Raw genomic sequence first — 22,731 nt, 5'->3', positions numbered from 1 at the left:
GTTCCCACTAGGTAAGGAAGAGCCCATGTCCCTGGCGAGCCGTCGCAGACGGACCAGAGTCCTGATCGCCGTCACGCTGCTGAGTCTGCTGGCGGGCGGCTGTGGCAAGGGTGATGGCGGCACCAGCGACACGCGCAGTGTGAACGGCGTTACCTATGACCTGTCACCGGAGCAGAAGGGGCGCATTCACGCCGGCAAGGTGGATTCGATTGCCGCGCAGGTCCCGCAGGCCATTCGCGACCGCGGCACGCTGGTGGTCACCGGCACTGTCGGCGCGACGCCGCCGCTCGGTTTCTACGCCACCGACGATCGCACCGTCATCGGTTCCGAGGTGGATGTCGCCGCGCTGATCGCCGACATTCTCGGCCTGAAGCTGGAGCGCCGGGACGGGGACTGGTCACAGAACTTCGTGAAGATCGACTCGGGCGAGGTCGACCTGTTCGTCAGCAATGTCACGGTCACCGAGGAGCGCAAGCAGAAGTACGACTTCGCCACCTACCGCAAGGACAATATCGCCCTGGAGGTGCCGAAGGATTCGACCTGGACCTATCAGGATCGGAAGTCGCTGGCGGGCAAGAAGATCGGCGTCGGCTCCGGCACCAATCAGGAACAGCTGCTGGTCGCCTGGAACGACCGGAACGTGGCCGAGGGGCTGCCCGGACTGGAACTCGCCTACTACCAGCAACCCGCGGACTACTACCTGGCGCTGTCCTCCGGCCGGATCGACGGCTATGTGGGCCCCAACCCGGCGGCGCAGTATCACTGCGCGACGATCGGCAACAAGGTGCTCACCACCTGGTCCGGAGCGGGAGACGTACTGCAGGCCGAGATCGCGGCACTCACCCGCAAGGACAACGGGCTCATCGGCCCCGTGCAGCAGGCCATCCAGTACGCCATCGACCACGGGACCTACAAACAGGTCCTCGACCGCTGGGGCCTCGGTAACGAGGCCGTGCCGCAGTCGCGGATCAATCCGCCCGGACTACCCAAGAAGAAGGGATGAGCGTGTCGCGCACCGTATTCCACGTCGCTCAGCACGATCCGCTGGCCGCGCCGCTGCTGGCGGAGCTGGCCATCGAATACAGCAGCCGCTACGGCCGTACCCCGGGCGAGGTGCACGCGGATCTGACCGGCTATTCGGCCAGTCATTTCGCGCCGCCGCACGGCGATCTGCTGATCGTGGTGGAGGACGGCGAACCGGTGGCGGGCGGCGCCTTCCAGCGCCTCGACGCGGAAACAGCGGAGCTGAAACGGATCTGGACGTCGAGCGCGCACCGCCGCCGGGGGCTGGGCCGGTTCGTGCTGGAGCAGCTGGAGGCCGAGATCGCCCGGCGCGGCTACCGGCGCATCTACCTGACCACCGGTCCGCGTCAGCCGGAGGCTGTGGCGCTGTACGCGGCCGCGGGCTACACCGCGCTGCCGCGCGACATCGTCAAGGAGGTCGGGCACGTGCACCCGTTCGAGAAGTACGTCGCCGCCGGCCGGCGCTCCGGCGACACCGCGGCGGTCCCGGCATGAAATTCCTGCTCCTGACCCTGATCACGCACACCCCCGACCCGGTGACCGGCACTGCCGAGACGCCCCGCCAGCGGTTGCGCCGCGTGGTCGACAGCGCCCGGCTGGCCGAGGACCTCGGGTACGACGGCTTCGCGGTGGGGGAGCGGCACGAGGATCCGTTCATCTCCGCCGCCCCGCCGGTGGTGCTGAGCCACGTCGCCGCGGTCACCTCACGCCTGGCCCTGTTCACCGGTGTCACCACGCTGAGCCTGCTGGATCCGGTGCGCGCGTTCGAGGACTACTCCACCCTGGACAATCTCTCCGACGGGCGCCTGGAACTGATCATCGGCAAGGGCAATGGCGCGGCGCAGGCCAAGCTGTTCCACGTCACCACCGATGACCAGTGGGATCGCAATCGCGAGGGCTACGAGCTGTTCCGCAAGCTCTGGGATAGCGACAGCGTGACCTGGTCCGGCCGCTTCCGGCCGGCGCTGACCGAGGCCAAGGCGCTGCCCCGGCCGCTGCAACCGCGCCTGCGCATCTGGCACGGCAGCGCGACCAGCCGGGAATCCGCGGATTACGCGGCGCTCCACGGGGATCCGCTGTTCTCGGCGAATGTCACCTATCCGATCGAGCCGTACGCGGAACTGGTGGACCACTACCGGGAACGCTGGGCGGCCTACGGGCACGATCCGGCTGAGGCGCTGGTGGGCGCGGGTACGGCGGGCTTTCTGGTGACCCGGACCTCGCAGCAGGCCGTGGACCTGTATCGCCCGGTCTTCGAGGCCCGTCAGGCCGTGGCCCGGAAGTTCGGCGGACCCATCGTCTTCGAGACGGTGGAGGATTTCGTCGAACGCTCCTCGGCGCTCATCGGCAGCCCGGAACAGGTGCTGGACAAGGTGAGCCGCTATCACGAGCGGTTCGGCCACGAGGTGATCCACCTGAGCGCCGACGCCGACGGCCGCACCGAGGCCCAGCATCGCGACAGCCTCGAGCTGTTCCAGGCCGAGGTCGCATCCGAACTGCGCCACCGCATTCCGAGCCGTCCGCTGGGCGGCGATCGCTACCTGTCCGGAGACCCCGCATGAATCACCTCCTCGCCGCCCGCGCGACCCGTCCCCTCGCGCTCGCGGGCGCGCTGGCCGCCAGCCTCGCGCTGACCGCGTGCGGTGGCGGCGGTACCGCCGGTGGCAATGGCGAGCCGTCGGGCCCGCCGCAGTCCGGCGGCACCCTGCGCTACGGTCTGTCGTCGGCCCCGACCTGCTCGGATCCCGCGCAGTCCGGCACGAATCAGACCATCTACGTGACCCGGCAGGTTGTCGACTCACTGGTCGATCAGGACCCGGAAACCGGTGCGCTGAAGCCGTGGCTGGCCGACAGCTGGACGGTTTCCCCGGACGCCAAGTCGTTCACGTTCCACCTGAAGGGCGGCATTACCTTCAGCGACGGCACCCCGCTCACCGCGGACTCGGTGCGCAAGAACTTCGATTCCATTGTCGCGCTCGGCGGGGCCAAGGCGCCGCTGGCCGCGAGCTACCTGGCCGGATACACCGGCAGCACGGTGGTGGATCCGCGCACGGTGCGGGTGGACTTCGCGGCGCCGAATGCCCAGTTCCTGCAGGCGACGTCGACGCCGCAGCTGGGGATCCAGTCCGACGCCTCGGTCGCCAAGCCCGCCGACGACCGCTGCCTGGGCGCGAATATCGGCAGCGGCCCGTTCACCTATGCGGAATGGAAGCAGAACGCCTCGGCCACGCTGGCCAAGCGCGCCGGATATGCCTGGGGCTCTGCGGTCTTCGCCGGACAGGGTGAGGCGTACCTGGACAAGATCGTGTTCACCGTGGTCCCGGAGTCGGGGGTCCGCACCGGCAGTCTCGCCTCCGGTCAGCTCGATGCCATCAGTGACGCCCTGCCGCAAGATGTTTCGCAGATCGAAGCGGGTGGTGGCCGGGTGCAGTTCACCGCGAATCCGGGCGTGCCGTTCGGCCTCCAGGTGAATGTCACCCGCGGACCGCTACGGGACCCGGCGGTGCGGGCGGCGCTGGTGCCCGCCCTCGACCGTAAGGAACTGGTGGACACCGTGCTGGGCCCGCAGTTCAAACCGGCCACCAGTGTGCTCGCCTCGAAAACCCCGGGGTATGTGGACCTTTCATCCCGCGTGAAGTACGACCCGGACGCGGCGAAGAAGCTCCTCGGCCAGGCCGGATGGGTGCCCGGCGCGGACGGGATCCGGGTCAAGGACGGCCAGCGGCTGGCCGCGGGCGTCATCTTCTCCGCGGTCTTCGCGGGTAATCAGGCCATCCTCGAACTGACCCAGCAGCAATTGAAGGCGGTCGGATTCGATCTCCGCCTGGAGCCGCTGTCGGTGGCGGAATCGAATGTGCGCCAGAACAACAAGGACTTCGACTTCGACTACTACAACTCCACCCGTGCCGACGGCGACATCCTGCGCACCACCTTCGCGGTGGACCAGCGCAACCTGAACGCCCGCGGCCCGGCCGAGCCGCTGGACTCCCTGCTCGCCCAGCAGCTGTCGGCCACCGACCCGGCCACGCGGGCCCGCGTCATCGGCGACGCCCAGTCGGCGGTGCTGGATCAGGGCCTGTGGATTCCGACCATCGAACTGTCCCAGGCGATCGGCGTGGGCAAGGGCGTGGCCGGGGTGAAGTTCGAGGCGTCGGCCCGGTTGCAGTTCCATGACACCTGGCTGCAGCGGTAATTCCATGGGCCGCTATGCGATCGGACGGGTACTCCAGGCGGTAGGCGTGCTGTGGGCAGCGTTCACGCTGTCGTTCGTGGTGCTGTACCTGCTGCCGGGCGATCCGGTGGAGATAGCCGCCAATACCGCCACCGGCACCCCCGTGGACGCGGCGGCCATCGCGGAGATGCGGGCCAGATACGGCCTGGACCGACCGCTCTGGACGCAGTACTGGACGGCGCTCACCCACGCGGTGCGCGGCGATCTGGGCCATTCCATCTTCAGCGGCCAGACCGTCGCCCGCGCCGTGGCCGAGGCGCTGCCCTCGACCCTCGCGCTGGCCGGGCTCGGCCTGCTGCTGGCGGTGCTCGGCGGCACCGGGCTCGCCCTGGCCGCCGCCTACACCGAGCGGCCCTGGCTGCGCGGATTGCTCACCGCGCTGCCGCCGATCGGGGCTTCCATGCCCGGCTTCTGGGTGGGATTGCTGCTGCTGCAGCTGTTCTCGTTCCGGTTACGCCTGGTGCCCGCGCTCGGCGGGACCGGGTTCAGCGGCACCATCCTGCCCGCGGTCACCATCGCCATCCCGGTCGGCGCGGTGATCGCCCAGGTGCTCTACAGCAGCCTGGTCGCCACCTGGCGGCAGCCGTTCGTGGCGGTCGCCTTCGCCAAGGGCGCGTCGCGCTGGTGGGTGCAGCTGCGCCACGTGCTGCGGCCCGCCGCGACCCCCGCGTTCACGGTGGCGGGCCTGTGGGTAGGCCAGGTGCTGGCGGGCTCGGTCGTCACCGAGACCGTGTTCTCCCGGCCGGGACTGGGCCGCCTCACCCAGGAATCGGTGCTGAACCAGGACATTCCGGTGGTGCAGGGCATCGTCGTGTTCGCCGCGCTGGTCTTCGTCACGGTCAACCTCCTCATCGATCTCGCCTATCCACTCTTGGATCCCCGTGTGGCGCACCGGGATACCCGCAAGGAGCGCGCCCATGCCTGACCTCCTGCCCGCTCACCTGATCCGGAACCTGCGCGACAACCTGCGCGTCCCCTCCGGCCCGCGCTCCCGGCTGCGAGTCATCACCCTGACCCACCCGCTCCTCGATCCCGGCATCGCCTACTGGGTCGGCGAAGAGGAGGCGTCCGATGCGTGAGGACCTGTTGCCGTGGCCGGCACCCGCGCTGAGTCGGCGGGCGTGCGAAAGTAGGTGGCCCGATCATGTCTGACGCTGTGGCGCTGTCGGATACGCCGTCGCTGCCTATCGTCCCGATGCGGCGCGCAGTGGCGTGGGTGCGCGGAAATTTCGGACTGTTGGCGGCGAGTGCTGTGGTGCTCCTGGTGCTGGCATGGGCGATCGCCCCGGCGGCATTCGCCGGTAGCGATCCCCTGCACGGCGTGCCGGCGCAGAAGCTGCGCGGGCCCAGCGCGGGGCACTGGTTCGGGACCGACAATCTCGGCCGGGACCTGTACGCCCGCGTGGTGCACGGCACCGGTCTCTCGGTGAGCGCGACCGTGTTCGCGGTGCTGCTCGGGCTGATCGCGGGCTCGCTACTGGGGCTGGTGGCGGGCACGGCGGGCGGCGCGGTGGACACGGCGATCATGCGGGTGGTCGACGTGTTGCTGTCCATACCGGATCTGCTCGTCGCGCTCGCCATGATCACCGTGCTGGGGCTGGGCACCCGCAATGTGGCCATCGCCGTGGGTGTTTCGCTCATCGCCCGGTTCGCGCGGGTGATGCGGGGCGAGGTGCTGCGGGTGCGGCGGGCCCCGTACGTGGAGGCGGCCTTCGCCTCCGGGGTGCGCTGGCACACGGTGTTGTTCCGTCATGTGCTGCGCAATGCCTACGGTCCGGTGGCGGCGCTGGCGGCGGTGGACTTCGGGGTCGCGGTGCTGTTCGTGGCCTCGCTGAGCTTCCTCGGCTACGGCGCGGTGCCGCCGACGCCGGAATGGGGATCGCTGGTGTCCGACGGCCGCGGGTTCCTGGCCACCGCGTGGTGGCTGACGACCATGCCCGGGCTGGTGATCGTCGTGCTGGTGCTGTCCACCCAGCGGATCGCCCGCGCACTGCAGCAGGACGGTGCCCGATGACCGATCTGCTGTTGAGTATCGAGGGACTGCGGGTCGAATACCGGGGCAGTACCGGGACGACGGCCGCCGTGCGCGGCGTCTCGCTGCAGGTGCGGCGCGGTGAGACGGTCGCGCTGGTGGGCGAATCCGGTTCGGGCAAGTCGACTCTCGCGCACGCGGTGATCGGGCTGCTGGACGGCGGCCGGATCACGGCGGGTGCGATCGGCTTCGCCGGGGAGCGCCTCGAGCACGCCTCGCAGCGGGCGCTGCAACGGATCCGGGGTGCGCGCATCGGTCTGGTCCCGCAGGACCCGGGCACCTCGCTGAATCCGGTGCTGCGCATCGGCGATCAGGTGGGGGAGGTGCTGCGCATTCACGGCCGGGCGGATCGCCGCACCGCCCGGCTCGAGGCGGTGCGGATTCTGGAGCAGGCCGGACTGGATCGGCCGGAGGTGCGGGCCGGGCAATATCCCCAGGACCTGTCCGGCGGCCAGCGCCAGCGCGTGCTGATCGGCATCGCCCTGGCCTGTGGCCCCGAACTGGTGATCGCCGACGAGCCGACCAGCGCTCTCGACGTCACCGTGCAGCGTCGTATTCTCGACCACCTCGCGCAGCGCACCGCGGAATCCGGTGCGGCGGTCCTGCTCATCACCCACGACCTGGCGGTGGCCGCCGAACGCGCGGACCGCATCGCGGTCATGCAGAACGGACTGATCGTCGAAACGGGTACGGCGGCAGAGGTTCTCGGCAATCCACAGCACGAGTACACGAAGCGGTTGATCGCCGCCGCCCCCACCCTCGACCGGGGTCAGCATCCGCGACCCGTCCGCGAGCCCGCGACGCCGCTGGTGTCGGCGACCGGGCTGCGCAAATCCTTCGGTGTCACCAGGGATTTCACGGTCACCGCGGTCGACGACGTGTCCTTGGAGATCAATCGGGGCGAAACCCTGGCCGTGGTCGGCGAATCCGGTTCGGGCAAGTCCACCACCGCCCGCATCATCGCCCGGCTGGCCGCACCGGACGCGGGCACCGTCACCTTCGACGGGCAGGACATCACCGCGCTGAAAAGGGCCGGGCTGCGGGCGCTCCGCCGCCGCGTCCAGGTCGTCTATCAGAACCCGTACGTGTCGCTGAACCCCAAGCTGAGCATCGGCACGATCGTGTCGGAACCCCTGCAGGCGTTCGGAATCGGCGATCGCCGGTCCCGCCGCGCGACGGCCGCCGAACTCCTGGACCAGGTCGCGCTGCCGGGCGCCTACCTGGATCGCCGCCCCGCCGAGCTCTCCGGCGGCCAGCGGCAGCGCGTCGCCATCGCCCGCGCGCTGGCCCTGCGCCCGGACCTGATCGTTCTCGACGAACCGGTGTCGGCCCTGGACGTCTCGGTGCAGGCCCAGATCCTGGATCTGCTCGAACGGCTGCAGACCGACCTGGACCTGGCCTACCTGTTCATCTCCCATGACCTGGCCGTGGTCCGCCGCCTGGCCGACCGCGTGGCCGTCATGCGCCAGGGGTGTGTGGTCGAAACTGCCACCACCGCAGAGCTTTTCGACAATCCGCAGAACGACTACACCCGCGAGTTGCTCGCGGCCGTCCCCCGGGCGACCCCGCCCGAGGTCCCCCTTCCGCTCGAAAGGACAGCCTGATGCCGCATCTCTCTCCGCTGCTGCTGGGCCTGGAACTGTCCGGCACCGGCGTGCACCCGGCCTTCTGGCGGCGCGCCGACTCCCGCGCCGAGGACCTCTTCGATGCCCGCTCCCGCTGGCGGGAGGCGGACGAGGCCGTCGAGGTGGTGTCGCGGCTGTGGGACAGCTGGGAGGACGACGCCGAGATCCGTGATACGTCCACCGGCCGCTTCATCGACCGCGACAAACTGCACTACATCGACTTCGCCGGTGAGCACTTCTCGGTGAAGGGCCCGTCCATCACCCCGCGTCCGCCGCAGGGGCAGCCGCCGGTGGCGGTGCGCGCGGCCGATCCGCACAGCACCCGGGTAGCGGTGCACCGCGCCGATCGCATCCGCCGGCAGCAGGTGACGCCGCAGACCGCGATCGCCTTCCTCGAACAGGTCTGGAGCCGTGACCTTTCCGCCTACGATCCGGACGGCCCGCTGCCGGACATCGATCCGGCCGAGGATGTGAACATCACCCGGGGCAGGGTCCGGCACGCTCGCGATCCGCGCGTCATCGCGGAGGCGTGGCGGGCCAGGGCCGAGGCCGAGCAGCTCTCCATTCGCGAGCTCATCATCGCGACCACCGCCCGCCGGCAGTTCGTGGGCACGCCCCGGCAGGTGGCCGCCGAGATCGACCACTACGTCCAGTCCGATGCCGCCGACGGTTTCGTGCTGGTCCCGCCTCTCACACCGACCGGTCTCGACGAGTTCGTCGAGAAGGTCGTCCCGGAACTGCAGTCCCTGGGCAGTTTCCGCACCGAGTACACCGGCGCGACCCTGCGTGACCACCTGGGTCTGCGCCACCCCCACCACGGCACCGAAGGAGTCCGCGCCTCATGACCGCCACCGCCACCGAATTCGACCAGCAGTGGGTCGCGTTCCGCGCCGAGCGAGCCGCCTGGGCCCGCCAACCGCTGGGCTGGCTCAGCCTGACCGGCCTGCACTGGCTCGGGGAGCACGACGAGACCGTCGACGGCCTGCCCGGCCGCTGGCGCGCCGAGGGCGAGAACGTCCATGTGATAGTGCAATCCGAGGAGGCCGGGCAGCTGCTGCTGAACGGCGCGGCACTCGCCGGTTCGGCGGTGCTCACCCCGGGCGAGGGCGCCCCGGGGCTCGAGGTTCGCACCGGTGACCGTGTCATCGAGGTGATCCGCCGGACCGGGCAGTTCGCGCTGCGTGTCCACGATCCGGCGTCGCCGGCCCTGGCGGCCTTCACCGAGATCCCTGTCTACCGGCCGGATCCGGCCTGGGTCGTGACCGGCCGGTTCGAACCCTTCGAGGTGGCCCGGGTGGTCACCACGGGTGCGGTGGTCGAGGGTCTCGAACACCACCACGCCGCCACCGGAACCGTGACCGTCGAACTGGACGGCGAGCAGCGGCAACTCGTCGTCTTCGGTAACCAGACGCGCGGCCTGCACGTGCTCTTCACCGACGCCACCAGCGGCGTCACCACCTACGGCGGCGTGCGGCGGCTGGATCTGTCCCGGCCCGCCGCCGACGGCACCGTGGTCCTCGACTTCAATCGCGCGGTCAATCTGCCCTGCGCGTTCACCGACTACGCCACCTGCCCGGTCGCTCCGGCCGAGAACCGGCTCCCGCTGGCCGTCGAAGCGGGCGAACAGGATCCGCGTAAGGAGCACACCGCATGACCATTCCGCTATCCGTCCTGGACCTGGCCCCGATCAGCGCCGGCTCCACGCCGCAGCAGGCGGTGCGCAACAGTATCGACCTGGCCCAGCAGGCCGAACGGCTCGGCTACCACCGGTTCTGGGTCGCCGAGCATCATTTCGTGAAGGTGGCCGGCGCCGCGCCGACCACGCTGATCGGATTGATCGCCGCCGCAACCGAATCCATTCGCGTCGGGTCGGCGGCCGTGCAGCTCGGGCACCACACCTCGATCTCGGTGGTGGAGGCCTTCGGCACCATCGACGCCCTCTACCCGGGTCGCCTGGATCTGGGGCTGGGGCGCTCCGGTCACCGTGCGGACCAGGTGCGGTCGGCGGGTGTGCCGCCGGTGCCCGCGCCGGATCGCCCCACCGAGGTTCGTGACGGCGTGGTCATCCCGCCCCCGTTCTTCCCCGGCCAGCTGCTCGACTTCTCCAGGGTGCGAGCGGGTTTGGGCGCGTTGCACCTGCCGGGCGCGCAACCGCTGCCCTACACCGAGCAGATCGCGGAGATTCTCGCGCTGCTCGACGGTACCTATGTCACGCCCGACGGCGTCGAGCTGCACGCCGTTCCCGGCGAGGGCGCCGATGTGCAGCCCTGGCTGTTCGGCAGCAGCGGTGGTGAAAGTGCGCAGCTGGCAGGGCGATTGGGCCTGCCCTTCGCGGCGAACTATCACGTCTCGCCGGGCACCGTCGTGGAGACGGTCGAGGCCTACCGCGCGGCCTTCCGCCCGTCCGCCCGCTTCCCACGCCCGTATCTGGTGGTCTCCGCCGATGTGGTGGTCGCCGCGGACGACGCCACCGCCCAGCACCTGGCCGCCACCTACGGCCACTGGGTCTACAGCATTCGCAGCGGTGCGGGCGCGGCGGAATACCTCGATCCCGACACCGCGCCGCCACTGCCCGACCAGCAGCGCCGCCTGGTCGACGACCGGATCACCACCCAGTTCGTCGGTTCCCCGGCCACCGTCGCCGAACGCCTGCGCGCCCTGCAACGGCTCACCGGGGCGGACGAAATCCTGGTCACCAGCGTGACTTTCGACCATGAGAACCGGGTGAACTCGCACCGCCTGCTGGCTCGCGAGTGGGGACTGTCCCCGCAGGTGCGCGCCGCCTGAGACCACCGCCGCCCGCCCGGAAGGGGACTCCGGGGCGGGCGGCGGGGAAACCCGCAGTACGCGCAAGGGCCTCGCGTGCTTGCGGGACCGGGGGCCGGGCCGGACCGTGGACCGTCCGGCCCGACCCCCTCGGCCACAAGGAAATCCCCGCCGGACACGCCGGCGGGGATTTCGTCGTATCGGGCTAGCGGGCCCGGGTGGCCCGGCGCATGGCCGACAGCGGATCGGCGTAGAACACGCTCACCGACGTCACCGCCGCCGCGAATTCCTGCACCCGTCCGCCGAATCGGCTGATCCGCAGATCCGCCGCGGGCAGGGTGGTCGACTCCGCGAAGGCCTTGGCGACCCGCTCCATGCCGGGCCGCCAGCCGGTGAACGCCTGACCGCCCAGCACCACCCGGTCCGGGTTGAACATGTCGCGCACCAGAGCCGCCGTGCGGCCCAGGATTTCGGCCCGCTCGACGAGCAGGTCACGGGCGGCGGCATTGCCCGAGTCCGCGGCCCGGTACAGATCGGTGATCGCCGGGCGACGCGGGGCCTCCGGCTTGGGCAGTACGCCCTTGCGCACCGCGCGCTCCAGCAGGGCGCGCTCACCGATGGCGGCCTCCAAGCAGCCGCGCCGGCCGCAGGTGCAATCCACCTCCGAGCCGGTCGGCAGGTGCGCGATCGAGCCGGGGCCGTTGGCGGGCGTGTGGACCCGATCGTGCAATGTCACTGCCACACCGGCGGTTTCGCGGGCGTAGACGAACAGGCTGCTGCCCGGTCGCGCCTCCTCACCCGGCTCGCGCGGGGTGAGCAGCAGCTCCGCCGCCGCCATCGCCTCGACGTGTGCGGACACCGAGACCGGCAGATCCAGCACGCTGCTGAAGACCGCCGCCACCGGCGCGGCCTGCCAGCCCAGGCGGGGATGGTCCACCACGCCCGCGCCGGGATCCACCCGCCCGGCCAGCGCCACGCCGGTCCACAGCGGCCGCCGCCGCGGCAGCCGGTCCAGGAACGCCTTGGCGCTGCGGGCCACTATGGTCAGCGCCGCGTCCTGACCCGTTTGGGGCGTGGCGATTTCGAGTCCGCCCAGAATGCGGCCGGACAGGTCCGCGGCCACGATGCGGGTGACGGTGAAGCCGATGTGCACACCCAGCGTCACGTAGGTGTCGGTGTCGACCTCGAACGGCACCCGCGGGCGGCCCACCGCGCCGGACGCGGTCAGATCGGCGCGCTCGCGCAGCAGTCCGGCCGAAAGCAGCGCGGACACTTGGCGATTCACGGTGGCGATGCTCAGACCCGTGGCCTGTGCGGCGATATCGCGGAAGATGGGTCCGCGGGTGGCGGCGCGCAGCACGGCGGCCGCCGGATTGTCGGTGATGCGCAGCTCCGGCGGCACCGCCGGGCGGGCCGGAGCCAGCCGTGCGGTCGCGGTGGAGACGGCGGTATGGGGACGTTCGAGCGTGGGGCTGGACACTTTTCGCAATCCTTGCTGCGGTCCCGCCTGCCGACAGGGGGACGAATGCCTACATGGAGGAATCAGCGGTGCAGCGAGGAACCCGGATCCGGGTGGGCGGTGAGGCTTGAACGATCCGGGTCAGAACTCGGCTGCGCGACGGCAGGGACAACACAGTTCCCGTTGCCGCGGCAGCCGAACGCCCAGCGCGATGGTCACGTAGGTGACCCGCGGCGCGGAGAGAGGGCGACTGGCAGACATAGGATCAAAGTATCATTCCGATCACGACGAACGGAAGGCGCGCGCGTCCGTCCCGGCAGCCTCGGGCCTGTCGGCCCGTCTCGGCTGCAAACCCTCCGAACAACCTGCTGTACGGCCGAATCTTTTGTGCCGGTTGATATTTCACGCCACCGAACCGGTCGGGCAGAGCCGACGGAAAATGTGGTGCACGCCACGTCGCCGTCCCGCATCTCGAGAAAGCGGGCCTGCCCCGAGCCCACTCCGGACCCGGGTCCGGTGCACGCATTCCGCTCAGCGTGATTCCAAGTCCGCCACCCGCGGTCGCGGTGGCGCAATAGCTCGAATCACCGGCATTTCGGCAGGCCGCGCGGACGGCCGGGCGGCGTAGAAACGCACCGCCCGCGCGGCCCTCCGGTGCGTGCCCCGGTGCCCTCCCGCATCGCCTCTACAGTTCTGAAACCACAGGTCAAAGGCGTTGAGAGGAGTCGAGGTGTCGCCGGAACCGGTACCGCTGCGCGCACCCCTGCGCCGGGCCGATCGTGCCCGTCAGGTGGCGGATGTGCTGCGTCAGCAGATTCACGCGGGCGCGTTCGAGGGGGCGCTGTCCCCGGAACACGAGCTGGCCGCCGAATTCGCGGTGTCGCGGAACACGATTCGCGACGCCCTCACCCTGCTCAAGGACGAGGGCCTGATCGAACGCGCCCCGAAGATCGGCACCCATGTCGCCCAGCGCAAATACGACCACGGACTCGACGCCCTGCTCGGTCTGAAGGAGACCCTGCGCGGACACGGCGAGGTCCGCAATGAGGTGCGTGCGGCCCGGCGGCTGCTGCCGCCGCCCGCGGTCGCCCGCAAGCTGCGGCTCGAACCCGGCGAACAGGCGGTGTACATCGAGCGCCTGCGATACCTCGGCGACCTGCCGTTGAGCCTGGACCTCACCTATCTGGCCCCCGACATCGGCGACGAGGTCGTCACCCGCGATCTCGAGAGCAATGACGTCTTCGCCCTCATCGAGCAGATCAGCGGCGGCCCACTCGGATCCGCCGATCTCGCGCTCGAGGCCATCACCGCCGACGCCCATTCGGCCATGACCCTGCAGATGCCGGAGGGCGGCGCGCTGCTGCTGCTCGAGCGGCTCACCAAACTCGAGGACGGCCGCCCGGTCGACCTGGAATACATCCGCATGCGCGGAGACCGGATCACCATGCGCGGCAGCCTGATCCGGCCACCGGAGCGCTCACCCGGTGCCGAAGCGGGCACCGACTGGAGGTTGATCTAGATGGCTGTGGTCGAGCACCGGGCCGACGTGCCCGTGACCATCGACGAATCGCTGTGCATCCAGGGCTGCACGCTGTGCGTGGAGATCTGCCCGCTGGATTCGCTGGCGATCAACCCGGACAACGGCAAGGCGTACATGCACGTCGACGAGTGCTGGTACTGCGGCCCCTGCGCGGCCCGCTGTCCCACCGGCGCCGTCACCGTCAACATGCCCTACCTGCTGCGTTGAGGAAAACCCATGCTGTCGACCCTTCGTGAGAACCGCCCCGCCCGCCTCGCTACGGCCGCCCTGGCCGCCGCCCTCGCCCTGACCGCGTCCGGCTGCTCGCTCGAGAGCACCGGCGACGGTGACACCGTCAAGGTCGTCATCGGCTACCAGTCCAAGACCATCAATACCGTCACCGCCGGAACCCTGTTGAAGGCCAAGGGCTTTCTGGAACAGCGCCTGAACACCCTGAGCGCCGCGGGCGGCAAGAAGTACGCGGTGGAATGGCAGGACTACGACACCGGCGCGCCCATCACCGCGCAGATGGTGGCCGAGAAGATCGACATCGGCTCGATGGGCGACTATCCGCTGCTCATCAATGGCTCCCGCACCCAGGCGAGCGAGCGATCGAAGACCGAACTGGTCTCGATCACCGGCTACAACCCCAAGGGCGCGCTCAATATGGTGGTGGTCGCGCCCGACTCCAAGGCGCAATCCCTGAACGATCTGGCCGGTCGGAAGATCTCGGCCAGCGTGGGCTCCGCCGGGCACGGCACCCTGGTGCAGGCGCTGACCCGCGCGGGCATCGACCCCAAGTCCGGAGTCGAGGTGCTCAATCAGCAGCCCCAGATCGGTTCCTCCGCACTGGAATCCGGGCAGGTGGCGGCGCTGTCGCAGTTCGTGGCCTGGCCCGGGCTGCTGGTCTTCCAGAACAAGGCCAGGCTGCTCTACGACGGCGCGGAACTGAACGTCCCGACCTTCCACGGCGTGGTCGCCCGCCGCGACTACGCCGCGCAGCATCCCGAGGTGCTCGATGCCTTCCTGCAGGCCCAGCTGGACGCCACCGATTTCATCCACCAGCACCCCCTGGAAGCGGCGCAGGTGGTCGCCGACAACGCCGGGCTGGCCCCGGAGGTCGTGTACCTGTACAACGGGCCGGGCGGAACCTCCTTCGACACCACGCTGAAGCCCTCGCTCATCGCCGCGTTCAAAGGTGATGTGCCGTACCTGAAGTCGATCGGCGACTTCGCCGACCTCGACATCGACAGGTTCGTCGACCCGGCCGCGCTGAAGCAGGCGTTCGCGGAACGGGGCCTGAACTACGACGCGGAGCTGGCGCGCACCACCAACCCCGCCCCCGTCGCCGGCACCGATCCGGTGGCCAACCGGGCTGCCGACAATCCGGCGCTGGCCGGCGAGATCTGGCTCACCGGCCAGGACGTCACCCAGCCCGCCGCCGACCCCACCAGCCTGCTCCGCGCGATCAAACAGGCACGGGCACAGGGGAAGACGGTCCGCGCCGCCTACGTGCCGGATGCCGAACTCGGCACCCGCTGGTTCGCCGACAAGGCGCTGTGGGTCCGCGACGGGGACAGTTACCTGCCCTTCACGACCGCGCCGGCCGTGCAGCGCTATCTGGGCGGACACCCGTCGGGTGTGACGGTGTCCTTCGACCAGGCCGTCAGCGAGGTCCGGCCGTGAGCGCCCGGCCACGGAACGATGTGATCCCGGGTCGGCGGCGAACGGCCGAAGCGGGCCGAAGCATTCGGTGGCGCAACGGAGTTGGACGATGACCGCGTCCACGGCGGTAGCGGCCCGTCCGGCGTCGCCGGCCGCCGCACCCGCACGGGCGGTGGGCGCGGCCGGCTCCGGGGCCGGCCGGACGGTATGGCGGTCGCGCCTGGTGCGCGCGCTGTCTGTGCTGGCCGCGGTGGGTGTCTGGCAGTTTCTGACCGCCTCCCACCTCCGGCTCTGGGTGCGGTTCGACACCCTGCCGACGGTGACGCAGATCGTGCGGGCGTTTCAGCATCAACTGGGGACCGACACCTACTATCTCGATCTGGGGCAGTCGCTCATCCGAATCCTCACCGGATTCGGGTTGGCGGCCGTCGCCGGGGTGGCATCCGGTGTGGCGCTGGGGCGTTCGCGGTGGATCGCCGACACGCTGGGGCCGCTCACCGAGCTGGCCCGGCCGATTCCGGCCATCGCCATCGTGCCGGTGGCCATTCTGATGTTCCCCGACGACGAGGCGGGAATCGTGTTCATCACCTTCCTGGCCGCGTACTTCCCCGTCATGGTCGCCACCCGGCACGCGGTGCGCGCGCTGCCGGTCATCTGGGAGGAATCGGTGCGGACACAGGGCGGGACGCGCTGGGACGTGCTGTGGCGAGTCGTGCTGCCGGGCAGCCTGCCCGGCGTCTTCGGCGGACTGTCGACCGGCATCGGCGTGGCCTGGATCTGCGTGGTCTCGGCCGAGATGATCTCGGGCCGGCTGGGCGTCGGCTACCGCACCTGGCAGGCGTACACCATCGTCGACTACCCGGGCGTCTTCGTCGGCATCATCACCATCGGCGTGCTCGGCTACACCACCTCCGCCGCCGTGGAACTGCTCGGGCGGCGCGTCACGCACTGGCTGCCCCGCGGTGAGGAGTCCGTGAAATGAGCACCGCCGGAATCGATCTGACCCTGGACCGGGTCGGGCTGTCGTACACGGTCGCGCCGGTGATCAGCGACCTGTCGCTGACGGTGCGACCGGGCGAGATCCTGATCCTCACCGGACCCTCCGGCTGCGGGAAGTCCACGGTGCTGCGCGCCCTGGCGGGACTGCTGCGGCCGGACACCGGCCGGGTGCTGGCGGACGGGCTCGAGGTGACCGGCACCGATCGCGACCGCGCCGTCGTCTTCCAGGACAATGCCCTGCTGCCCTGGAAGTCCGTGCGCGCCAATATCGAACTGGCCCTGAAACTCCGGGGCGAACCCCGGGCCGGACGACGCGCGCTGGCCGACCGCTGGATCGCCGAGATCGGGCTCACCGGCTTCGCCGACTTCCTGCCCAAATCGCTGTCCGGCGGCATGCGCCAGCGCGTACAGCTCGCCCGCGGACTGGCGGGCGCGCCCCGCGCGGTCATGATGGACGAGCCCTTCGGCGCGCTGGACGCCCAGACCCGGAACACCATGCAGCGCCTGCTGATCGACACCTGGCGCGAGCATCCCGCCACCCTCGTCTTCGTCACCCACGACGTGGACGAGGCGCTGCTGCTGGGCGACCGCATCGCGGTGCTCGGCCGCGCCGGCGAACCCCTGCGCGCGCTGCTGGAGGTCCCGCGCCCACGCGAAACCGGGGTCGATCGCAGCGCGCTACGCACCGACATCATTGCCGCCCTGGATCATTCGGGCGACCTCACGGAGGCAACCAAGTAATGGACATCCCCGATCTCGCCGACACCACCCGCCTCGACTGCGACGTGCTGGTGATCGGCGGCGGCACCGCCGGCACCATGGCCGCGCTCACCGCCGCCGAAGCGGGCGCGAACGTACTGCTGCTGGAGAAGGCGCACGTCCGCCACTCCGGCGCGCTGGCCATGGGCATGGACGGCGTCAACAATGCCGTCATCCCCGGCAAGGCCGAACCCGAGGACTACGTCGCCGAGATCACCCGCGCCAATGACGGCATCGTCAACCAGCGCACCATCTATCAGACCGCCACCCGCGGCTTCGCCATGGTGCAGCGGCTGGAGCGCTACGGCGTGAAGTTCGAGAAGGACGCCTACGGCGAATACGCCGTGCGCCGGGTGCACCGGTCCGGGTCGTACGTGCTGCCCATGCCGGAGGGCAAGGACGTGAAGAAGGCGCTGTACCGCGTGCTGCGGCAGCGGAAGATGCGCGAGCGCATCAGAATCGAGAACCGGCTGATGCCCGTGCGGGTGCTCACCGAGAAAGGGCGTGCGGTCGGCGCGGCCGCCTTGAACACGCGCACCGGTGAATTCGTCGCGGTCGGCGCGAAGGCCGTCATTCTGGCCACCGGCCCGTGCGGCCGCCTCGGGCTGCCCGCCTCCGGGTACCTCTACGGCACCTACGAGAATCCGACCAATGCCGGTGACGGCTACGCCATGGCCTACCACGCGGGCGCGGAGCTCTCGGGCATCGAATGCTTCCAGATCAACCCGCTCATCAAGGATTACAACGGCCCGGCCTGCGCGTATGTGGCCAATCCGTTCGGCGGGTACCAGGTGAACGCGCTCGGTGAGCGCTTCGTGGACTCCGACTACTGGTCCGGCCAGATGATGTCCGAGGTGAAGCGGGAGATCGAATCCGCCCGCGGCCCCATCTATCTCAAGGTCTCACACCTGCCCGAGGAGACCCTCGACGCCCTCGAGAGCATCCTGCACACCACCGAACGCCCCACCCGCGGCACCTTCCACGCCAATCGCGGCCACGACTACCGCACCCACGACATCGAGATGCACATCTCCGAAATCGGTTTGTGCAGCGGGCATTCCGCCTCCGGCGTCTGGGTCGACGAACACGCCCGCACCACCGTGCCCGGTCTCTACGCCGCCGGTGACCTGGCCTGCGTCCCGCACAACTACATGATCGGCGCGTTCGTCTACGGCGACCTGGCCGGCGCACACGCCGCATCCACCCTGGGCGAGATCACCGCTCCCGGCGCGCTGCCCGCCGACCAGCTCGCCGCCGCCCACGAACTCGTCTACCGCCCGCTGCGCAATCCCGACGGGCCGCCGCAGCAGCAGGTCGAATACAAGCTGCGGCGGTTCGTGAACGACTATGTGGCCCCGCCCAAGACGGCCACCAAGCTCTCCCTCGCCATCGAGACCTTCGACCGCATGCGCGACGACCTCACCGCCATGGGCGCGCGCACCCCGCACGAGCTCATGCGCTGCGCCGAGGTCACCTTCATTCGGGACTGCGCCGAGATGGCCGCCCGCTCCTCACTCACCCGCACCGAATCCCGCTGGGGCCTGTACCACGAGCGCGCCGACCTGCCGGAACGCGACGACGTCGAATGGCGGTACCACCTCAACCTGCGCAAGACCGCCGACGGCCGGATGGAATTCCTGAAGCGGCCGGTCGCACCGTATTTCGTTCCGGTGCCCGGGCTGGATGATCTGCCCGGCACCGACGACACCGTCGTCCCGGTGGACCAGCCCGCCCTCATCGGCACCCCGCCCAACCTCGGGGCGCAGGTGCGCTCGCATGCGCCGGCCGCGGGCGTCGCAACGAAAGACGTGGTGGCACCGCGGATCGCGCTACTGCTGAGCCTGGACGCACCCGGCACCCAGGAGTTGCTGCCGTTCCTCTCCGATGCGGATCCCCGGGTCCGCGCCACCGCCCTGGCGGTCCTCACCGAGCACACGCCGGACGGCTTCGCCGAGCAGCTGATCGCGGCGCTCGCGGACGAGGACGCGGAAGTGCGCTCGGCCGCCGTGTCCGGCCTGCGGGAACTCGCCGAAATCCTGCCCGCAGCAACCGGTCTCGTGCGGCACGCCGATTCCCCGGACCCGATCGTGCGCGCCGCGGTAGTGGACCTGCTGCGCGCCCTGCGGTCCGGCTCGGCGGAGCTCTTCGCCAAGGCCGCCGTCGACGCCGACCACCGCGTCCGCATCCAGGCCGTGCACGCCCTGGTCTCCCTGGACGACTGGACCGCCCTGACCGCCGCCGCGCACGACGACAATCGCGAGGTCAGGATTGCCGCCGCGCGCGGTCTGGCCACCATCGGTCTCGGCGGCGCCGACACCGTCCGCGCCCTCACCACGGATCGCGACCCACTGGTCCGCGCGGCCGCGTTCACCGCGCTGTCGCGACTGGGCGCCGACTCCGACGCCGCGACACTGACCGCCGCACTGGGTGATTCGGCGTGGCAGATCCGGGAGGGGGCGGCGCGCGGCCTGGCCGCGGTCGGACCGGATCGAGCGGTCGAACCACTGAGCCGGGCCCTCGCCGATATCCACCCCGACATTCGCAAGGCCGCGGTGCTGACCCTCAGCACCTGGCCGGAATCCGCCGCCGCCCTGGCCGCCCTCGAATCCGCCCGCGCGGACAGCGATGCCGATGTGCGCGCCTACGCCCGGCGTGCGCTGGCGGTGCATGCCGGCGGCTAGGCCGTCGTGCGGGTCAGCGCTGGTCGGCGGTCCGGAACAACCCTTCGACGGCCGTGATGAAATACGGGAAATGCGCGCCGAAACGCTGCAGCGCGCGATCGCCCTCGAAGCCGCCGAACCAGTACAGGCCCGGGCTCCCGTCCGCTGTCGGATCCAGCTCGCGGAAAGTGCGCACCCACTGGTCGCCGCGGCGCGCGGCCACCAGGAACGGCAGCGCCCGGGAGAACACCAGCTCCTGAACGGCGGCCGGAATGCGCTGCGGCGCAATCGCGTTCAGCCCGCGCTGCATGGCCTGGACCCGACCGGTCAGCTCCCGGCCCAGCGCCGTGCGGGCGGGCAGATAGCGCGGCAGCAGCAGCGCCGCCACCCCGCCGAGCGCGATGGCCGCGCCGACCAGGGCGTGCCGCTGCGGGCCGAAGGCCAGCGCCACGGTCGCGATGACCCCGAGCAGGATCAGCCCGACCCCGAGCCAGAACTCGAAACCCCGGCGGGTCCGGTCGATGAAGACCCCGGCTGCCACGGCATCACCGATCAGCGCCGCCCGCACCGCGCCCGCATCCACCCGGCCCTTGCGCTCGGACAGCAGCACCGACTCGACGCCCTCCGGAATCAGCGCCGCGTACACCGCGCGCTCGTAGGCGGTCAGCTGCGCGTCGGGCGGATTCACCCGGGAGAAACGCCAATCCGAATCGCCGACAGCGCTCACCCACAGATAGTTGCGCACCGCCAGATCCACCACGGTCGACGCCATATCCGGTACGTCGGCGTGGCCGTCGAGCAGCAGCCCGGCCGTGCTCGGGAGCATCCCGTCGGGCGAGGTGAACTGCACGTGGTCGCCCGCGCGCACCAGCGGATCGAGCACTTCGGTGCCCGCCGGCGCCGACCGGCGCGACCACACCACATACCCGGCCGCCGCCGCCAGCGCCGCCAGCAGCACGCCGAACGCGGCGAACACCGGACCGGTCAGCGAGAAGGCGCCGGGCGCATTGTCGTCGCGCACATCGGCATTCGCCTTGACCGTGCTCGGCGGCAGCTGCAAGGTCACATCCAGGATGTCGCCCTTGTGCAGGTCCGTCTTCTCCAGATGCGCGAACCCGTCCGGCTCCACACGAATATCCGCGCAGTCCTGGGGATTTCCGGGCGGACCTACCGTGCACTTGGTGATGCCCATGCGGAAGCTCGGGCTCGACACCGTCGCATTGATCGACGCCACATCGGTATTCAGCACGCCGGTCCACTGGAACACCTGCGCGCCCGAAGCGTCACTGACGGTGTTGTGCACCGTGTACTTGAAGGTGGCCGAACCCGGCCGGGCCTCGATGGTGAACCGGTCGTCGGCGACCTTGGCGTCGCCGTCCCCGTCGGCGGACACGTCGGTCACCTGGAAATTGCGCTGCACGCCCGCGCCCACCTGCACCCGAAGCGGCAGCACCTGCCGAAACTCGCCGCCCTCGGGCACTTTCACGGTTTCGGTGATCCGCAGCAGACCGTCGTCGCCCAGATTCACCTCGGCGGTGATATCCACACCGGCCGGCTGCGCCACCGCGGCCGGCGCCGCCACACCCGCCACCGCGAGCAGCAGCGCGACCAGGGCGGCCCCCCGAAAAATCTGCATGACTGGCTACTCTAGCCAGCTTGCTATCCTTCCTCAGCGGCAAGTCGCAGGTCTATGGAGCCGGCAGGTTATCTCTGAGGAACGAGGGGGTGCGGGGGAGATGACTCGCCCACCGTCCGAACACGGACCGACACCCCCGGGCCGGCGTCCCGTGCCACCGCGCGGAACCCCGCCGGGCGGGTCGCAGCAGCCGCCCGGATACCAACGGCCGCCGGGATATTCGCCGCAGCCGGGCCGGCCCACTCCGCCGCCGCCCGGCTATCCATCCCCGCGCCCGGGATATCCGCCCCCGCCCGCTGCGGGTGCGCCCTGGCCGGGATATCCACCGCACCAAGGCTTTCCGCCGCCCGGTTACGGCCAGCCGCCCGCCTACGGCCAGCCGCCGGGCTACCCGGCCCGGCCCGCCTACCGCGCGCCCATGCCGCCGCCCACCGCCGCCCCGCCGACCGGCGCGATCCCGATGACCCGGCCCGCGCCGCCGCGCCGCGGCCGGATCGGTGTGCTGGTGGTGATCCTGGTCCTGCTGGTGACCGGCGTGCTGCTGCGCACCGCCATCACCACCGGCCTGAATTCCATCAATGCCGGCTCGACCGTCAAGACCAGCTACTCGGGGGATGCCGGTGAGAACCACGGCGTAGCGGCCACGGCCGACAACCCGCTGCTCACCGATGCCGATTACACGCTGCTGCCGGCCAAGTGCGCGTACACGCCGTGGGGCACCCAGGTCGAGGTGGCGCGCAAGTTCTTCGAAACCGCGGCGGACTGCCTGCACTCCACGTGGAAACCCTTGTTCGACAAGATCAATCTTCCGTTCGAGGCGCCCAAGCTGAACGTGTCCGCCGACACCACCGGAATCACCACCCTGTGCACCGGGAACAGCACCAATTTCGCGGCCTTCTACTGCTCGGCGGACATGACCATCTACCTGCCGATCAGCCAGCTGCAAACCGATCTCTTCGGCAACAACTGGGTCGTCTACCTGTCCGTCTTCGCCCATGAATACGGCCATCACGTCCAGGCTCAGGCCGGCATTCTCGGCAAGGTGCACCAGCAGCGCCGCGACGCCGGTTCCCGCAGCGACACCGGCCTGGAACTGTCCCGCCGCACCGAATTACAGGCTCAATGCTTCGACGGCATGTACCTGTCGTCCTCCAGCAATGGCGGCTCGCTGACCAGCGCCCAGATCGGTGTGGCCCGCAATGACGCCTATCACCGCGGCGACGGACCCGGCGACATGCGCGACCACGGCACCGCCCAGAACATGGGCGGCTGGTTCGAGATCGGGTACGACAAGGACCGCACCCTCCAGTGCAATACCTTCAGCGTCCCCGCGAGCAAGGTGAACTGAACCGGACC

19 protein-coding genes and 1 pseudogene are annotated in these 22,731 nt (G+C 70.2%); 18 read left to right on the top strand and 2 right to left on the bottom strand.

Annotated features, from left to right (window positions below):
* Positions 1-25: 25 nt before the first annotated feature.
* The 11 genes and pseudogenes from ACWEQQ_RS01085 to ACWEQQ_RS01035 all read left to right on the top strand — a co-directional run bounded on the left by ACWEQQ_RS01085 (position 26) and on the right by ACWEQQ_RS01035 (position 10,699).
* On the top strand, positions 26-1,003 hold the full coding sequence (locus ACWEQQ_RS01085) for an ABC transporter substrate-binding protein (RefSeq protein WP_452346724.1): 978 nt from the start codon (positions 26-28) through the stop codon (positions 1,001-1,003).
* Positions 1,000-1,518 carry a GNAT family N-acetyltransferase gene (locus tag ACWEQQ_RS01080; RefSeq protein ID WP_452346723.1) on the top strand — a complete coding sequence of 173 codons (519 nt, stop codon included), beginning with the start codon at positions 1,000-1,002 and terminating at the stop codon, positions 1,516-1,518. Before ACWEQQ_RS01085 ends, ACWEQQ_RS01080 begins: the two co-directional genes overlap by 4 nt.
* Positions 1,515-2,585, top strand: coding sequence for an LLM class flavin-dependent oxidoreductase (locus tag ACWEQQ_RS01075; RefSeq protein WP_452346722.1), 1,071 nt, complete (start codon positions 1,515-1,517; stop codon positions 2,583-2,585). The genes ACWEQQ_RS01080 and ACWEQQ_RS01075 overlap by 4 nt, the downstream gene beginning before the upstream one ends.
* On the top strand, positions 2,582-4,216 hold the full coding sequence (locus tag ACWEQQ_RS01070) for an ABC transporter substrate-binding protein (RefSeq protein ID WP_452346721.1): 1,635 nt from the start codon (positions 2,582-2,584) through the stop codon (positions 4,214-4,216). Before ACWEQQ_RS01075 ends, ACWEQQ_RS01070 begins: the two co-directional genes overlap by 4 nt.
* A 4-nt stretch (positions 4,217-4,220) precedes the next feature.
* The gene (locus tag ACWEQQ_RS01065) at positions 4,221-5,180 is read left to right on the top strand and encodes an ABC transporter permease (protein ID WP_452346720.1); all 960 of its coding nucleotides are present in this window, start codon (positions 4,221-4,223) and stop codon (positions 5,178-5,180) included.
* On the top strand, positions 5,173-5,334 hold the full coding sequence (locus ACWEQQ_RS01060) for a hypothetical protein (RefSeq protein ID WP_452339796.1): 162 nt from the start codon (positions 5,173-5,175) through the stop codon (positions 5,332-5,334). Before ACWEQQ_RS01065 ends, ACWEQQ_RS01060 begins: the two co-directional genes overlap by 8 nt.
* 65 nt (positions 5,335-5,399) lie before the next feature.
* Positions 5,400-6,269, top strand: a complete 870-nt coding sequence (locus ACWEQQ_RS01055; RefSeq protein WP_452346719.1) for an ABC transporter permease — start codon at positions 5,400-5,402, stop codon at positions 6,267-6,269.
* A complete protein-coding gene (locus ACWEQQ_RS01050) occupies positions 6,266-7,891 on the top strand; it encodes a dipeptide ABC transporter ATP-binding protein (protein WP_452346718.1) in 1,626 nt (541 codons plus the stop codon). Before ACWEQQ_RS01055 ends, ACWEQQ_RS01050 begins: the two co-directional genes overlap by 4 nt.
* 113 nt (positions 7,892-8,004) lie before the next feature.
* A pseudogene (locus tag ACWEQQ_RS01045) lies at positions 8,005-8,757 on the top strand (LLM class flavin-dependent oxidoreductase); the annotation flags it as partial.
* On the top strand, positions 8,754-9,566 hold the full coding sequence (locus ACWEQQ_RS01040; RefSeq protein WP_452346717.1) for a DUF1684 domain-containing protein: 813 nt from the start codon (positions 8,754-8,756) through the stop codon (positions 9,564-9,566). The pseudogene ACWEQQ_RS01045 and the gene ACWEQQ_RS01040, both read left to right, overlap by 4 nt.
* Positions 9,563-10,699, top strand: a complete 1,137-nt coding sequence (locus tag ACWEQQ_RS01035; protein ID WP_452339792.1) for an LLM class flavin-dependent oxidoreductase — start codon at positions 9,563-9,565, stop codon at positions 10,697-10,699. Before ACWEQQ_RS01040 ends, ACWEQQ_RS01035 begins: the two co-directional genes overlap by 4 nt.
* 184 nt (positions 10,700-10,883) lie before the next feature.
* Here the strand turns inward: ACWEQQ_RS01035 and ACWEQQ_RS01030 are convergent, their stop codons facing one another.
* A complete protein-coding gene (locus tag ACWEQQ_RS01030; protein ID WP_452346716.1) occupies positions 10,884-12,158 on the bottom strand; it encodes an ROK family protein in 1,275 nt (424 codons plus the stop codon).
* Between the two features lie 709 nt (positions 12,159-12,867).
* On the opposite strand from ACWEQQ_RS01030, the gene ACWEQQ_RS01025 reads away from it, so the two are divergent.
* The 6 genes from ACWEQQ_RS01025 (at position 12,868) to ACWEQQ_RS01000 (ending at position 19,760) form a co-directional block, all read left to right on the top strand.
* The gene (locus tag ACWEQQ_RS01025; protein ID WP_452339791.1) at positions 12,868-13,656 is read left to right on the top strand and encodes a GntR family transcriptional regulator; all 789 of its coding nucleotides are present in this window, start codon (positions 12,868-12,870) and stop codon (positions 13,654-13,656) included.
* Positions 13,657-13,884: a 4Fe-4S dicluster domain-containing protein gene (locus tag ACWEQQ_RS01020; protein WP_040853885.1), complete on the top strand. Its 228-nt coding sequence runs from the start codon at positions 13,657-13,659 to the stop codon at positions 13,882-13,884.
* Between the two features lie 9 nt (positions 13,885-13,893).
* Positions 13,894-15,342 (top strand): ABC transporter substrate-binding protein, encoded by a 1,449-nt coding sequence (locus ACWEQQ_RS01015; protein ID WP_452346715.1) that lies wholly within the window; start codon positions 13,894-13,896, stop codon positions 15,340-15,342.
* A gap of 88 nt (positions 15,343-15,430) precedes the next feature.
* Entirely contained in the window at positions 15,431-16,303 is an 873-nt protein-coding gene (locus ACWEQQ_RS01010) for an ABC transporter permease (protein WP_452339789.1), read from the top strand.
* Positions 16,300-17,061 (top strand): ABC transporter ATP-binding protein, encoded by a 762-nt coding sequence (locus ACWEQQ_RS01005; protein WP_452339788.1) that lies wholly within the window; start codon positions 16,300-16,302, stop codon positions 17,059-17,061. The genes ACWEQQ_RS01010 and ACWEQQ_RS01005 overlap by 4 nt, the downstream gene beginning before the upstream one ends.
* Positions 17,061-19,760: a fumarate reductase/succinate dehydrogenase flavoprotein subunit gene (locus tag ACWEQQ_RS01000; protein WP_452346714.1), complete on the top strand. Its 2,700-nt coding sequence runs from the start codon at positions 17,061-17,063 to the stop codon at positions 19,758-19,760. Before ACWEQQ_RS01005 ends, ACWEQQ_RS01000 begins: the two co-directional genes overlap by 1 nt.
* 13 nt (positions 19,761-19,773) lie before the next feature.
* Here ACWEQQ_RS01000 and ACWEQQ_RS00995 read toward each other — a convergent pair whose 3' ends face one another.
* Complete coding sequence (locus ACWEQQ_RS00995) at positions 19,774-21,375, bottom strand: DUF2207 family protein (protein ID WP_452346713.1); 1,602 nt, start codon at positions 21,373-21,375, stop codon at positions 19,774-19,776.
* A 100-nt stretch (positions 21,376-21,475) separates the two neighbouring features.
* Here ACWEQQ_RS00995 and ACWEQQ_RS00990 point away from each other — a divergent pair, with 100 nt between their 5' ends.
* Positions 21,476-22,723, top strand: coding sequence for a neutral zinc metallopeptidase (locus tag ACWEQQ_RS00990; RefSeq protein ID WP_452346712.1), 1,248 nt, complete (start codon positions 21,476-21,478; stop codon positions 22,721-22,723).
* Positions 22,724-22,731 lie beyond the last annotated feature (8 nt).

This window comes from Nocardia sp. NPDC004123 (assembly GCF_053603795.1).
This window is presented reverse-complemented; position numbering and strand designations above follow the sequence as displayed.